The sequence below is a fragment of the Shinella sp. 838 genome (assembly GCF_029623935.1).
Classification (GTDB): Bacteria; Pseudomonadota; Alphaproteobacteria; order Rhizobiales; family Rhizobiaceae; genus Shinella.
Genome location: NZ_JARSBQ010000001.1, coordinates 731753 through 746677 on the forward strand (window position 1 = coordinate 731753; position 14925 = coordinate 746677).

The 14925-nt window shown below is 65.2% G+C and carries 12 protein-coding genes; 3 read left to right on the forward strand and 9 right to left on the reverse strand.

The features are described from left to right. Positions 1–37: 37 nt before the first annotated feature. Positions 38–505 (forward strand): Lrp/AsnC family transcriptional regulator, encoded by a 468-nt coding sequence (locus tag P9A16_RS03510; protein ID WP_023516337.1) that lies wholly within the window; start codon positions 38–40, stop codon positions 503–505. Here P9A16_RS03510 and P9A16_RS03515 read toward each other — a convergent pair. Both P9A16_RS03515 and P9A16_RS03520 read right to left on the reverse strand, forming a co-directional pair. Continuing rightward, a complete protein-coding gene (locus tag P9A16_RS03515; protein ID WP_023516338.1) occupies positions 477–1460 on the reverse strand; it encodes a mitochondrial fission ELM1 family protein in 984 nt (327 codons plus the stop codon). The genes P9A16_RS03510 and P9A16_RS03515 overlap by 29 nt on opposite strands. 1 nt (position 1461) lies before the next feature. Continuing rightward, on the reverse strand, positions 1462–3696 hold the full coding sequence (locus P9A16_RS03520; RefSeq protein WP_023516339.1) for a glycosyltransferase: 2235 nt from the start codon (positions 3694–3696) through the stop codon (positions 1462–1464). A gap of 114 nt (positions 3697–3810) precedes the next feature. On the opposite strand from P9A16_RS03520, the gene P9A16_RS03525 reads away from it, so the two are divergent. Further along, on the forward strand, positions 3811–4542 hold the full coding sequence (locus tag P9A16_RS03525; protein ID WP_023516340.1) for a hypothetical protein: 732 nt from the start codon (positions 3811–3813) through the stop codon (positions 4540–4542). Between the two features lie 37 nt (positions 4543–4579). On the opposite strand, the gene fcl is transcribed toward P9A16_RS03525, so the two are convergent. The 6 genes from fcl to P9A16_RS03555 all read right to left on the reverse strand — a co-directional run bounded on the left by fcl (position 4580) and on the right by P9A16_RS03555 (position 12803). Then, a complete protein-coding gene (fcl, locus tag P9A16_RS03530) occupies positions 4580–5515 on the reverse strand; it encodes a GDP-L-fucose synthase (protein WP_023516341.1) in 936 nt (311 codons plus the stop codon). Further along, positions 5516–6586, reverse strand: coding sequence for a GDP-mannose 4,6-dehydratase (gene gmd / locus P9A16_RS03535; RefSeq protein ID WP_024271250.1), 1071 nt, complete (start codon positions 6584–6586; stop codon positions 5516–5518). 87 nt (positions 6587–6673) lie between these two features. Then, positions 6674–7750, reverse strand: coding sequence for a glycosyltransferase family 10 domain-containing protein (locus P9A16_RS03540; protein WP_023515865.1), 1077 nt, complete (start codon positions 7748–7750; stop codon positions 6674–6676). 16 nt (positions 7751–7766) lie between these two features. Continuing rightward, a complete protein-coding gene (greA, locus tag P9A16_RS03545) occupies positions 7767–8243 on the reverse strand; it encodes a transcription elongation factor GreA (RefSeq protein ID WP_024271251.1) in 477 nt (158 codons plus the stop codon). 313 nt (positions 8244–8556) lie between these two features. Further along, the gene (carB, locus tag P9A16_RS03550; protein WP_023515099.1) at positions 8557–12039 is read right to left on the reverse strand and encodes a carbamoyl-phosphate synthase large subunit; all 3483 of its coding nucleotides are present in this window, start codon (positions 12037–12039) and stop codon (positions 8557–8559) included. A gap of 188 nt (positions 12040–12227) precedes the next feature. Continuing rightward, complete coding sequence (locus P9A16_RS03555) at positions 12228–12803, reverse strand: TetR/AcrR family transcriptional regulator (protein ID WP_023515100.1); 576 nt, start codon at positions 12801–12803, stop codon at positions 12228–12230. 84 nt (positions 12804–12887) lie between these two features. Here P9A16_RS03555 and P9A16_RS03560 point away from each other — a divergent pair, with 84 nt between their 5' ends. Then, on the forward strand, positions 12888–14069 hold the full coding sequence (locus tag P9A16_RS03560) for an FAD-dependent monooxygenase (RefSeq protein WP_278025533.1): 1182 nt from the start codon (positions 12888–12890) through the stop codon (positions 14067–14069). A 26-nt stretch (positions 14070–14095) separates the two neighbouring features. Here P9A16_RS03560 and blaOXA read toward each other — a convergent pair whose 3' ends face one another. Then, the gene (gene blaOXA / locus P9A16_RS03565) at positions 14096–14902 is read right to left on the reverse strand and encodes a class D beta-lactamase (RefSeq protein WP_023515102.1); all 807 of its coding nucleotides are present in this window, start codon (positions 14900–14902) and stop codon (positions 14096–14098) included. Positions 14903–14925 lie beyond the last annotated feature (23 nt).

The window sequence follows — 14925 nt, forward strand, 5'->3', positions numbered from 1 at the left end:
CTTCCGGTCGCCTCCCTGAAAGGTTTCAATAATTCCCATGTTTCGTGCAGAACTCGACGCCATCGACATCCGTATCCTGAAGGAGCTTCAGGCCGATGGCCGGATGACCAATGTGGAGCTTGCCGCCCGTGCCGGCATCTCCGCGCCGCCCTGTCTACGCCGCGTGCGCAAGCTGGAGGAGGCGGGCATCATCGAGGGTTACACCGCGATGCTGAATGCTCCCGCGCTCGGTTATGATCTTGTCGCCTTCTGCATGGTCGGGCTCAAGCACCAGTCGGAGGCGAATCTCAAGGCCTTTGCGGCCGCCACCGGCGAATGGCCGATGGTACGCCAGGCCTGGATGGTCTCCGGCGACAGCGATTTCCTTCTGCACTGCGTTGCCGAAAACCTCACGCGCTTCCAGGACTTCGTCATCGAGGAACTGACCGCCAATGCGCAGGTCGATACCGTGCGCACCATGCTGACGATCCGCCAGGTCAAGAAGGTCGGGTTGGTCGAGCTTTAGACAGTCTCCACCGTTTCAGGATCTCTTCCGCCAGCCCCGATGTCGAATTGACCGGGTTGCCACGGCCGTGGGCGGGCGCCTCCGGAAACCGGCCGATGACGGTTTCCTGCGACAACGCGGCGATCAGGCTGTCGATCTTCGGATGGCCGCCGGACGGGTAGAAGAGTTGTACGGGCACGCCGAGCGCGGCTGCTTCCCCGATCATGTTGGTCGAATCGGCCGTGACGACGATCTCGTCGGCCCAGGCGAGATAGGCGAGCAGCGGGTTTTTCCCCGTTCCGTCCCAGAGATGCACGCCGGGGCGATTGCCGAGTCCCGCCAAGGCCTTGGCGAGCGGGGCTGGCGTGCGACGCGAAGTGGTTATCATCAGTCCACAGCCGTCTTCCAGTTTTGCATGAAGGCCACGAAGGAAGCGGTTGATATCGGCGTCGGTGAAACGATGATGCCGGCCGTTGCCGCCGACGAGCACCGCGATCCGTGGCACGGGCAGGGGGGCGAGGATGTCCGCAAAGGCGGCATGCGCCTCTGCCAGCCGCTCCGGCAGAAGCCTGTTGGGGGCGGTGGTGACCACGAGGACATTGCTGCCGCGTGGCGCGTCGTGCTGCTGCACGATGAGCAGGTCCGCGCCATGCCGCCGGGTCCGGGGATCCTTGAAGAGCACACAGAAGGTCGAAGGCGAAAGCGCCTTCAGCCGGCGCAGATAGGGCACCGCCCGCCGGCCCGTGGCAAGGCAGATATCCGGAAAGGGCGGAGCGAGCGGCGAGCCGGCCTTGGCCGGTGCATCCTTCGGGTCGATCGGTCCCCAGGGCATCAGCCAGGTATAGGCACGCCGCGGTGCCACCCGCCGCAGGAGAGGTTCCGTCTCCATGGCCTCAGCGAGGCCGATCAGCGGCTGTTCGTCGCCGGCCTTGCCGTCCGTCAGGACCCAGACGACGGGAGGGGCGCTCTTCGCCATGTCAGCGCCGTGGCTCCACCGCCATCAGCCGCTCATAGGCAGAATATTCCTTTTCGAGCATCTGCCGGGTGGTGAAGTTGGCGAGCACATGTGCCCGGCCGTTCGCGCCCATGGTTTTCAGGCGATCCGGATCGGCAAGCGCCTCGTCCAGCGCGGCGGCAAGTGCGGCGACGTCGCCGGGCGGCACCAGCCAGCCGGTCCTGCCGGGCAGAACCGTCTCCCGGCTGCCGCCGTGATCGGTCGCGATGACGGGCGTGCCCATCGCCTGCGCCTCGATCGCGGCACGGCCGAAGGCTTCCGGGTCGGTCGAAGCCGAAACCGCGAGATCGGCGGCGGCGAGGATGGCGGGAATATCCCGTCGGCTGCCGGTGAAGGTGACGCGGCCGTCAAGGCCGAGGCGTGCCATGTCGCGCTGAAGCTCGGCAACGAGCGCCTCCGAGCCGCCGCCGACGAAGGCGAGGCGAAGGTCGGGACGGTCGAGGCGTGCGGCGGCCTCCAGCAGCACGGCATGGCCCTTCCACCGCGTCACGCGGCCGACCATCACCACCAGCGGGCCATGCTCCGTGGCGCCGAGTTCACGGCGCAGGGCGCTGCGTGTTTCGGCCGGAATGCGTGCGGGATCGAAGAGATCGGGCTCGACGCCGCGCGGGGCGACGATCACGCGCTCCAGCGGGAAGCCGTAGACGGCGACGATGTGGTCGCGGATGAACTGCGAATTCGCGATGACCAGCGGCGCGCGCAACATGGCGCTGTTGTAGAAACGCTTGAGGGCGTTGCCGTGGCTGTAGACACCGTGGAAGGTCGTCAGGAAACGCACCGGCCGCCGTGCCAGGCGGCAGGCGAGAAGACCGACCCAGGCCGGTACGCGGCTGCGGGCATGGATGATGTCGATGCCCTCGGCATCGACCAGCCGCGCGACGGCCCGTGCGGCGGAAACGGCGGAAAAGAGTGATTTCTTTCCGACCGGCAGCGTGACGTGCCGGGCGCCTGCGGCTTCTGCCGCGGCGACGAGCGGGCCACCCGCGCTGGCGATCCAGTTCGGCAGGCCGAGTTCGCCGAGATGGCCGGCCATCTCCACGGCGCTGCGCTCCACGCCACCGTCGCCAAGCGCGGGAAGGAGCTGGAGGATGCGCGGTCCGGCGGCCGCCGTGCCCTGCTGCGGGGGCGTCAGGAAGTCCCCGATCTTGTGCTGCCAGGTCTGCTCACGGGCGTGCCGACGGGCGCTTTCGCCGAGCCGGAGCCGGAGGTCGCGGTCACCGAGGAGCCTGTCCAGCGTTGCCGTCACGGATGCCGTATCGGCGCCGTCGCACAGAAGGCCTGTCTTGCCGTCGAGCACGGCATCCGCCGCGCCACCCTCGCGGCCGGCAAGGCCGGGGGCGCCGTACCAGGCGGCTTCCAGATAGACGAGGCCGAATCCCTCGACGGAATTGCCCTCGCGGCGCGCCGGCATGGCGAAGACGTCGGCGAGTTCCAGAAGAGCCGCCTTTTCCGTATCCGATACGCGGCCGTGGAAGATGACGGCGCCGGCGATGCCGGCGTCCCTGGCGAGGGCTTCGAGCCGGGCGCGGTCCGCGCCGTCACCGGCGACGTGCAGGGTCAGGCCGGGATAGGCCGGGTGCAGCGCCGCGACGGCCTCGATGAGCCGGTCCACGCCCTTGCGCGGCTCCAGCCGGCAGAGCGTCACGACCTGCAGTCCATCGCCATGGGCTGTCCGTAGTGCCGCCAGCCGGTCGGGATCGGCCGGAGCCTGTGCCGGCACGGTGGGGGTGACGGTGCGCAGCCGGCCAGCCGCCACATAGGGCGCGGCAAGGCCGGCGGTGAAGCTGGAATTGGCGATGACGTCCTTCGCCTTGGCCATCGCCGCCTGGATGCGCTGCGCCTTGCGCGGGGTGGGGGCGGCAGGAAATTCCATGCCATGGGCGAGCACGGTGACCGGAACGGTGTCCACACCCAGGTTTTCCACGCTTTTCCAGGTATCGGCGATAATCCGGTCATAGGCGCCGGCGCGCACGAGGCGCGCAGCCTCCCGCGCCTTGCGCCAGCGCCGCAGCGGTTTCCATCCGGAGAATCGGGCAATTCCGTAGGGACGTTCCTTGTCGGAAACATCGGGCTTGCCGTCGGCCAGCACGGTGACGGCATGGCCGCCCTCCTGCAAGGCAAGCGCCATCGAGCCCATCATGTTCTCGATCCCGCCGACGACAGGGGGAAAGCATTGCGTGAGGATGAGAATGTTCATGGGGTGCTGGGGCTCGAAAATGCGGCGCGGTCGCGGAACTCCTATCACCGCCGACCGATATGGTCTATGGAGGCGCCGGCGCGCAATCGGCGCGTTCCAGTGGAGATGATGCGGATGCAGACGATCGTATGCATGAAATGGGGCACGCGCTATCCGGCGGATTACGTCAACCGCCTGTGGTCCATGATCAAGCGCAATACGGTTCGTCCGACGCGGCTCGTCTGCTTCACGGAAGATGCCGAAGGCATCGATCCCGCGGTCTCCGTCTTCCCGCTGCCGCCGATCACCATTCCCGAGCGCGTCGCCTGGAAGCCGTGGCGCAAGATTTCGCTGTGGCAGGCGCCGCTGGCCGACCTTGAGGGCGACGTGCTGTTCGTCGATCTCGACGTGGTCATCACCGGGCCGCTCGACGATTTCTTCGATTATGCGCCCGGCAAATTCTGCATTGCGGAAAACTGGACGCAGCTCGGCCAGGGCATCGGCAACACTTCGGTCTACCGCTGGACGGTCGGCACCAACACGCATGTGTATGACGACTTCATCCGCGACCCCGACGCCAAGGTCAACAAGCACACGATTTCGCAGCGCTACGTTTCCGCCGCCGCCGAAAACATGACCTACTGGCCGGCCGGGTGGTGCGTCAGTTTCAAACACACGCTCTTGCCGCGCTGGCCGCTGAACTTCTTCAAGGACGTGCCGCTTCCCTCAGGCACGCGCATCGTTGCCTTCACCGGCAAGCCCGATCCCGACGAGGCCGTAATCGGGCAATGGCCGGTCTCGGCCTGGTGGAAGAAGGCCTACAAGCATGTCCGGCCGACGCGCTGGATCGACGAGAACTGGCGCTGAGACGCACGACGTTCCCGATTTCTGATGCCGTGCCTTTCTATTGCTTGAGGGTATCGAGGTACCAGCGGTAGGCGCGGGCAATTCCGTCGCGAAGTTCCGTGGCGGGCTTCCAACCCATCGCCGCCAGCTTGGCGTTCGACATCAGCTTGCGCGGCGTCCCATCCGGTTTGGAGGGATCGGCCTCGATCCGCCCCTCGAAACCGACGACCTCGGCGACGAGCCGCATGAGGTCGAGAATGGCGATGTCCTCGCCAGAACCGACATTAACGTGTTCGTAGTCCTCGTAATTCTTGAGCAGGAAGACCAGCGCATCGGCGCAGTCCTCGCTGAACAGGAACTCGCGGCGCGGCGATCCGGTGCCCCAGATCGTCACATGGTCCAGGCCGGCCAGTTTCGCCTCATGCGCCTTGCGGATCAGCGCCGGCAGCACATGGCTGGTCTTGAGGTCGAAATTGTCGTTCGGGCCGTAGAGGTTGGTGGGCATGGCCGAGATGAAGCGGGCGCCGTGCTGCTTCATATAGGCCTGGCAGAGCTTGATGCCGGCGATCTTGGCGATGGCATACCATTCGTTGGTCGGCTCCAGCGCGCCGGTCAAAAGTGCGCTCTCGGTGATCGGCTGGTCGGCGAATTTCGGATAGATGCAGCTTGAGCCGAGGAAGAGCAGCTTCTCGACCCCGGCCTCATGCGCCGACTTGATGACGTTCATCTCCATCGCGAGATTGCGCTGGAGGAACTCCACGGGCTCGCGGTCATTGGCAAGGATGCCGCCGACCTTCGCCGCCGCCATCACCACCGCCTGCGGCCGCTCCGTCGCGAAGAAGCGCTCGACATCCGCCTGCCGCTCGAGGTCCACCGTGTCGCGCGGCGCGGTCAGCACCGTGCAGTTCTCCGCTGCCAGCCGCTTGGCGATGGCGCTGCCGACCATGCCGCGATGACCGGCGACGAAGACGCGTTTTCCTGCAAGGTCGTACATTCAGAGACGGCCCTTTTCCGCATAGTTTCTCTGCATGAGCTTCAGGTCTTCCCGCACCATTTCCCGGGCAAGCTCGTGCGCGCCCGTTTCATGACGCCAGCCGAGCACCCGCTCGGCCTTCGAGGGATCGCCGAGCAGGAGATCGACTTCCGTCGGGCGGAAGTAGCGCGGGTCGATGGAGACGAGCTGCTTGCCCGTCGCCGCATCATAACCCTTCTCGTCGACGCCTACGCCCTCCCAGCGGACGGCGATGCCGGCTTCGGCGAAGGACCATTCGGCAAACTGGCGCACGGTGGTCGTCTCGCCCGTCGCCAGCACATAATCGTCGGCCTTCGCCTGCTGCAGCATCAACCACATGCCGCGCACATATTCCTTCGCATGCCCCCAGTCGCGCTTGGCGTCGAGATTGCCGAGGAAGAGCTGGTCCTGCTGGCCGAGCGTGATGGCGGCGACGGCGCGGGTGATCTTGCGTGTCACGAAGGTCTCGCCGCGCAGTGGGCTTTCATGGTTGAAAAGGATACCGTTCGAGGCATGCATGCCGTAGGCTTCGCGATAGTTGACGACGATCCAGTAGGCGTAGAGCTTTGCCGCGGCATAGGGTGAGCGGGGATAGAAGGGTGTCGTCTCGCTCTGGGGAACCTCCTGCACCTTGCCGTAGAGTTCCGACGTGGACGCCTGGTAGAAGCGCGTCTTCTTCTCGAGGCCGAGGATGCGGATCGCTTCCAGCATGCGCAGCGTGCCGATGGCGTCGGCATTGGCGGTATATTCCGGCGTCTCGAAGCTCACCTGCACATGGCTCTGGGCGGCAAGGTTGTAGATCTCGTCCGGCTGGGTCTGCTGGACGATCCGCACGAGATTCGTCGCGTCCGTCATGTCGCCGTAGTGCAGGAAAAGCTGCGGGTCCGGCTCGTGCGGATCCTCGTAGATGTGCTCGATGCGGCCCGTGTTGAACGAGGAGGACCGCCGCTTGATGCCATGCACGGTGTAGCCCTTGTCGAGCAGTAGCTGCGCCAGATAGGCGCCGTCCTGGCCCGTCACACCCGTTATCAAAGCCACCGGTTTCTTGGACACGTCTGTTCTCCACGATGAATGCGGGTTTTGAAGCAATTCCGGCAAAAGTGTCTAGCGGTTATGCGTCCGGAAATGCTGGAAGCTACTCTAGCGCGCCAGCAGCCCGGCAATGCGATTTTTCAGGTGCAGCGCCTCGCGGAAGACGAAATCGCCGGCCGTCAGCAACGGATGACCCTGCCGCGCGGCCCGCTGGCTTTTCAGTACGGCCTTGCCTTCGCCTTTCGGACGGGTGCCGTTCTTCTCCACCACATCGGCGATCAATGCGACGAGGTTGTGGTCTTCCAGCACACGCCGCCGCGCTTCGCGGATGGCGGGCAGCCGCTTTTCATATTCGTTGTTGTCGATCGCCTCGCGCATGATGCGCCAGGCCTCGTCCGGCTTGCGGATGTCGATGGCGATGAAGCTCTCGGCCGGAAAATAGTCGGCGGCGTTCGGTGCACCGAAATAGAAAGGCAGCGACAGGCCCAGAAAGGGGTCGGCCAGCTTTTCCGTGAAATGGTGCGGGGCGAGGTGGTTCTCGATGGCGATGTGGTACTTGTAGGGATCGATCGATTCCGCCTTGTCGTCGACCGGCCTATGGCCGCGGCCGAAGACGTCGAGATCGGGCATGCGGGCGGCCATGGCCTGCGTGAAATCATAACGCAGCCGGTGCAGCGTATGACCCTGCCGCTTGGTCGAACAGACCGTGCCGATGACCTTGGTCTTTTCCGGAAAATGGCCGGCAATCTCGTCGGCGGTCACCAGATGACGGCTGCCTTCGCCATAGAACCAGCGCAGGCCCGCCTGGCTCCAGATGCGGCCGGGATGGCGGAGCGCAAAGGGTTCCTGGCTCGTTACCACATGGCCGAACTGCCGCGTGAAAGCGCGGCCGTAGATCTTGATGCCCGACGGCTCGGTGGTGAAGAGGATGGTGTTTTCGGGTGCGCAGGCGAGATCTTCCACCCGCATCGAGCGACGCTCGTTGCCGGCCGACGGCAGGTTCTCGTAGACCGCCAGCCAGTCGTAGTCGCGCGCCTCGGGATCGAAGGTGAAGACGAGGCCGCGCGATGCGGAGAAACCGGACGGCACCTGCCGGGCGAGGGGACTTATGCCATGGGTCCGGTTGACCCGATCCATGACCTTGACCACCGTCGGGCCGGTGCCGTTCTTGCCTGTGGAAAGCATGGGGCTCCCTTGTCCATCACCCCCAGGTGACGGCGAGGATCTCGTAGGCCTTGGAGCCGCCCGGCGCGTTCACCTCGATCGAATCGCCGACTTCCTTGCCGATCAGCGCACGGGCGATCGGCGAGGAGATGGAGATGCGGCCCTGCTTCACGTCGGCTTCCTGGTCGCCGACGATCTGGTAGACCTTCTCTTCCTCGGTGTCCTCGTCGACAAGCTTCACCTTGGCGCCGAACTTGATCTTGGAGCCGGACATCTTGGAGAGGTCGATCACCTCGGCGCGCGCGACGAAGTCTTCGAGCTCCGTGATGCGGCCTTCATTGTGGCTCTGGGCTTCCTTGGCAGCGTGGTACTCGGCATTTTCCGACAGGTCGCCATGGGCGCGTGCTTCGGCAATCGCCTCGATGATTCGCGGACGCTCTTCCTGCTGACGCCAGCGCAGTTCTTCCTGCAGCTTGACGAAACCGCCCTGAGTCATCGGTACCTTTTCAACCATTTTATCTTGTCCTTCAGCCCGCGCCGCCCAAGCTATCGCCTGCGCGAACGCAAAAAGAAAACGGTCTCCAGAGAAGATTCTCCGGAACCGTCGAAAGCAATTGAACGACCCTTATAACAGATTGAGTCGTCCGAAAGCCAGTTTTTTCGCCGCAGGCCGGCCTCCGCCCACAATTGGTCGAGCAAACATCCGTTGCAGGTGTGTCGTCGATCTCTCGGATGACGTGTGGGCCCGAGATAGGGAGGACAGGCGGAAAACAAAAGCCGGGCGACGGGCGCCCGGCTTCTGCGATCCTGTGGAGAAGGGGTCTTTCTCAGAAATAGGCCTGAAGCGGCCGCACTTCCAGCTGGCCCTGCTTCAGGGCCTTGATCGCCTTGGCGGCGGCGTCGGCGCCGGCCATGGTGGTGTAGTAGGGCACCTTCTGCATCAGCGCAGCGCGGCGCAGCGACTTCGAATCCGAGATCGCCTTGTTGCTGTCCGTCGTGTTGATGACGAGCTGGACCTGGCGGTTGCGGATGGCGTCTTCGACATGCGGACGGCCTTCCTGCACCTTGTTGACCTTGACCGCCTCGATGCCGTTTTCGCGGAGGAAGCGGGCGGTGCCCGAGGTCGCCATCACCTTGAAGCCGATCTCCGTCAGAAGGCGCACGGTGCCGAGCACGCGCTCCTTGTCGCCGTCCCGCACCGATACGAAGACCGTGCCTTCACGCGGCAGGTCGACGCCGGCGCCGAGCTGTGACTTGGCGAAGGCCAGCGCGAAATCCGTGTCGAGGCCGATGACCTCGCCGGTCGAGCGCATTTCCGGGCCGAGCAGCGTATCGACGCCCGGGAAGCGGGCGAAGGGGAAGACGGCTTCCTTGACGGCGATGTGCTTCAGGTTGCGCGGATCCGGCTTCTCGCCATAGGCGGCGATGGCGGCGTCGAGCGTTTCGCCGGCCATGACGCGGGCAGCGATCTTGGCGATCGGTGCGCCGATGGTCTTGGCGACGAAGGGCACGGTGCGCGAGGCACGCGGGTTCACTTCGAGAACGTAGATCGTGCCGTCCTTGATGGCGTATTGCACGTTCATCAGACCGCCGACATTCAGCGCCTTGGCCAGCGCCTTCGTCTGGCGCTCCAGCTCGTCGACGATCTCGTTGGAGAGCGTGTGCACCGGCAGCGAGCAGGCCGAGTCGCCCGAATGGATGCCGGCTTCCTCGATATGCTCCATGATGCCGGAGACGAAGACGTCCTTGCCGTCGCAGAGCGCGTCCACATCCACTTCCACCGCGTTCGACAGGTAGCTGTCGAAGAGCAGCGGGTTCTTGCCGAGCAGCGTGTTGATCTGGCCGGTCTTGTCGTTCGGATAGCGCTGCTTGATGTCCTCAGGCACCAGTTCCGGAACCGTGTCGAGCAGGTAGGTCTGCAGCATCGACTCCGAATGGATGATCTGCATGGCGCGGCCGCCGAGCACGTAGGACGGGCGCACGACCAGCGGGAAGCCGATCTCGCCGGCGATCAGGCGCGCCTGTTCGACGGAATAGGCAATGCCGTTGTTCGGCTGGGTGAGGTCCAGCTTCTGCAGCAGCTTCTGGAAGCGGTCGCGGTCCTCGGCAAGGTCGATCATGTCAGGCGCGGTGCCGAGGATCGGGATGCCGTTCTTTTCCAGGGCTTCGGCAAGTTTCAGCGGCGTCTGGCCGCCGAACTGCACGATGACGCCGACGACTTCGCCGTTGGTCTGCTCGGCCTTCAGGATCTCGATGACGTCTTCGGCCGTCAGCGGCTCGAAATAGAGGCGATCGGACGTGTCGTAGTCGGTCGAGACGGTTTCCGGGTTGCAGTTGACCATGATCGCTTCATAGCCGGCATCCTTCAGCGCGAAGGCGGCGTGGCAGCAGCAATAGTCGAACTCGATGCCCTGGCCGATGCGGTTCGGGCCGCCGCCGAGGATGACCACCTTTTTGCGATCCGAAATGCCGGCTTCCGAGCGCGTCGCGCCTGCGAACGGCGTCTCGTAGGTCGAGTACATGTAGGCGGTGGGCGAGGCGAATTCGGCGGCGCAGGTGTCGATGCGCTTGAAGACCGGGCGCACATTGAGGCCGTTGCGCAGTTCCGCGACTTCCTTCGGGCGCTTGCCGGAGAGCGTGGCGAGGCGCGCGTCGGAGAAGCCCATGGCTTTGAGCATGCGCAGGTTTTCGGCGTCCTCAGGCAGGCCGTGCTCGCGGATGCGGGTCTCCATGTCGACGATGGCCTTGAACTGCTCGAGGAACCACGGGTCGATCTTCGAGCCTTCGTGCACCTCTTCCAGCGTCAGACCGAGACGCAGCGCCTGGGCCACCATGCGCAGGCGGTCCGGCGTCGGCGTGGAGATGGCTGCGCGGATGGCGTTCTTGTCGTTGCCGTCGCCAAGGCCGGGGATCTCGATCTCGTCGAGGCCGGTGAGGCCGGTTTCGAGGCCGCGCAGCGCCTTCTGCAGCGATTCGGCGAAGGTGCGGCCGATCGCCATGACTTCACCGACCGACTTCATCGCGGTCGTCAGCGTCGGCTCGGCGCCGGGGAATTTCTCGAAGGCGAAACGCGGGATCTTCGTCACCACGTAATCGATCGACGGCTCGAACGAGGCCGGGGTCGCGCCGCCGGTAATGTCGTTCTCCAGTTCGTCCAGCGTGTAGCCGATGGCGAGCTTTGCGGCGATTTTCGCGATCGGGAAGCCGGTCGCCTTCGATGCCAGGGCGGAAGAGCGCGAGACGCGCGGGTTCATCTCGATGACGACGAGGCGGCCATTGGCCGGGTTGACGGCGAACTGCACATTCGAGCCGCCGGTCTCCACCCCGATCTCGCGCAGCACCGCGATCGAGGCGTTGCGCATGATCTGGTATTCCTTGTCCGTCAGGGTCAGGGCAGGGGCGACCGTAATCGAATCACCCGTATGCACGCCCATCGGGTCGATGTTCTCGATGGAGCAGATGATGATGCAGTTGTCCGCCTTGTCGCGGACGACCTCCATCTCATATTCCTTCCAGCCGAGAACGGACTCTTCGATCAGCACTTCCGTCGTCGGCGAGGCGTCGAGGCCGGAATTGACGATCTCGAAGAATTCCGAGCGGTTGTAGGCGATGCCGCCGCCGGTGCCGCCGAGCGTGAAGGACGGGCGGATGATGGCGGGCAGGCCGATGACGTCGAGCGCTTGCGCGCCGATCGCCATGGCGTGGCTCATGTAGCGCTGCTTGCGGTCGGTTTCGCCGAGGTTCCACTGGTTTTCCAGCTCGTCCAGCGCCTTGTCGAGGGCGTCGCCGGAAAGCTCGGCTTTCAGCTTGGCGCGCTCGGCCTCGTGAACCTTGCGGTCCTGATCCTTGATCTCGGTGGCGTTGGCGAGCAGCGAGCGCGGGGTTTCGAGGCCGATGCGGGCCATGGCTTCGCGGAAGAGGGCGCGGTCCTCGGCCATGTCGATGGCGGCGGGCTTGGCGCCGATCATCTCCACATTATAGCGGTCGAGCACGCCCATGCGCTTGAGCGAGAGGGCGGTGTTGAGCGCCGTCTGGCCGCCCATCGTCGGCAGAAGCGCGTCCGGACGCTCCTTGGCGATGATCTTGGCGACGACCTCGGGGGTGATCGGCTCGACATAGGTGGCGTCGGCAAGACCCGGGTCGGTCATGATCGTCGCCGGATTGGAGTTGACGAGGATGACGCGGTAGCCTTCCTCCTTCAGCGCCTTGCAGGCCTGGGTGCCGGAATAGTCGAATTCGCAGGCCTGACCGATGACGATCGGCCCCGCGCCGATGATGAGGATCGATTTCAAATCTTGGCGCTTGGGCATCTCTTTATCCGTTCTCTTCGCTTCGGCCGCGTGCGCGAAAAACCGGCATGGCGATGGGTTCACCGGGCCGGGCGCGCAAAAATGGTCTTTCAAGGCTAGAAGCGGCTTATAGGCAAATGCGCGGGCGAGCGGAACCCCGAAAATGGAGCAATCGACAGGAAATATGCTGGCCCGCCGCACGGGCAGCCTCAGGCGCGCGCGCCGTCGATATAGGCCTGGATCGAGCGGCCAACCTCCGCGACCAGCCGCGTGTGCGGCAGCGCCACGACGGGGGGGAGCTTCAGCACGTAGCGGGTGAAGGCGAGGCCGAGGATCTGGGTTGCCACCAGACCGGCGACGGCGGGCGTGTCCGGTCCGGCCAGCCGTGCGATGGCGGGGGCGACCTGGGTTGCGAAAATCTCGTGCAGCCGCGCGGCGGCCAGCTCGTTCGATGCGGCCGAGCGCAGAGCGATCGGCAGGGCGGTGGTGCCTCCGTCGCCTTCCCATACGGTGAGGAAGTGTCGGACCAGCGCCTCGCCTACCGCGTTGCGGGGAAGGGCGGAGAGATCGGGCAACCGGAGATCGAGATCGGCCGCGCGCGCAAACAGGGCGTCTTTTCCGCCGAAGTAGCGGATCACCATGGCCGGGTCGATCGCGGCGGCGGCGGCGATGTCGCGTACGGTCGTGCCGTCGTAGCCCTTTTGCGCGAAGAGCAGGCGCGCGGCCTCCAGAATGGCCTCGCGCGTACGGTCGGACTTCGTTTTCTTCACGGGAGAATCGGTCATGGTGTGAAAATGCCAACGCATGTTGACAAATTCAAGCGCCCGACATAAAAGTCAACGTATGTTGATTTTTATGGAGCGCAAACCATGGTGCCGCAGGAAACTGATGTGCTGATTGTCGGGGCAGGGCCGACCGGTCTTGTGCTGGCCGCTACCCTGCAACAGGCAGGCCTGCGGCCTGTCATCATCGACCGTCTTGCCGCCGGTCAGAATACCTCGCGTGCCGCTGTCATCCATGCCCACACGCTGGAGGTTCTGGAGCAGCTCGGTGTCACGGACGCGCTGGAGCGCCGTGGCCTGCAGCTCACCCGCTTCGCCCTGCGCGACCACGACAAGGCGCTGCTGGAGCTCGACTTCTCCACGTTGCCGTCGCGCTACGCCCAGATCCTGATGATCCCGCAGGACGAGACCGAGGCGATCCTTGCCGACCGGCTGGCGAGCCTCGGCGGCACCGTTCTGCGTGGCATTGCGGCGACGCGTATCGAGCGCGATGCGACCGGGGCGGTGGCTCACGTCGATACGCCAGAGGGGCCGCGGACCATCCGCGCCCGCTATGTCGTCGGCGGCGACGGTATGCACAGCGTCGTGCGCGAAGCTGCGGGCATCGCCTTCGACGGCGAGAGCTACGCCGGTTCCTTCGTGCTTGCCGATGTCCATATGGACTGGCCTCTCAGTGCGGAGGTGACGCTGTTCTTCTCGCCGGAGGGCATGGGCGTGGTCGTGCCGCTGCCGGGACACCGTTATCGCATCGTGGCGCCTGTCGGGGACGCGCCCGAAGCGCCGGATGCGGCTTTCGTGCAGGCGCTGCTCGATGCCCGCGGCCCGCGCAAGGTTCCGGGCCTTGTGCGGGATGTTCTGTGGAGTTCGCGCTTCCGCGTGCACCACCGCGTCGCCGCGCGGTACCGGTCCGGCCCGTTCTTCGTCATGGGCGATGCCGCCCATGTGCACAGCCCGGCCGGCGGGCAGGGCATGAACACGGGGCTTGTCGATGCCGTCGTGCTCGGCCGCCTGCTTGCCGACGTCCTTCTCGGCAAGGCGCCGGAAGCGACGCTCGACCTTTATGAAGAAAAGCGCCGCCCGGCCGCGGTGGAGGTCCTGGAGCTTGCCGGCCGATTGACGCGGATCGCGACCGTGCGCAGCCTCGCCGGCCGTATTCTGCGCAATCTTGTACTGCGCGTCGTGGGGGCCTCGCCGGTGTTCCGCCGCAAGCTGGTGCTCAACCTCTCCGGCCTCGCCCGCAAGGGGCTCGGGATGGTTCCCCCACGCTGAGTGGCGTGCCGTCCCCACCTGCCCATTCACTCCGCTACAAGAAGTCCCGGCAACTCCTTGAGGACGCTGTCCCGCGCACGCAGGCTCGTGCGTGGTTCCAGCTTCTTTTCGTCCTGTATCAGCCGGGCGAAGACGACGGTGCGGTCGTCGCGGCGAGCCCAGCCGACATACCAGCCCCACGGCCGGGCATAGTCGAGATTGCCGTCGGCCTTGCGGGGATAGGCCATGCCCGTCTTGCCCTGCGCGCCCCAGCCGTCCGCAAGGTCGCGCCGCTCCAGGACTTCCATCGCCCGGTCCATGGCATCGGCGGAGACCGGCAGTTCATGGTTCACCAGCTTCTTCAGGAACGCCACCTGCTCGCGCGGCGAGATCTTCAGCGAGGAGGCGATCCAGGCGCGTTCCAGCCCGTTGTCCTTGCCCGGGTCGCCCGTCATGTCGGCATTGCCGTAGCCGAAGGCATCGGCATAGTCGCGCAGTTGCTCGTGGCCGAGGAACTCGGTGATGCGCTGCGAAAACCAGACGATGGAAAATTCCATCCAGCGCTTGGGCGTCGCCGGCTGGCGCCAGGCATCGCCGCCCCAGTCCGGATAACCCTTCATGAAGGGCAGGACCGGCTCGTTCGCATCCTCCAGGAAGCCGGAATCGTAGCCCATCACGGCGAGCGGTATCTTGAAGGTGGAGGCGGGTGTCACGCGGCTCTCGCAGTCCCCTTTTTCCAGGATGACCTCATCATTCACCGCATCGGCGACGATTGTACAAATAATGCGGGCCTCGGCCGGCGCGCCGAAGCCTGCGGCCAGCAGGATGCCGGCCGCGAAAAGACGCATGTCCATCACGTTTTCCTCGAATTTTGAAG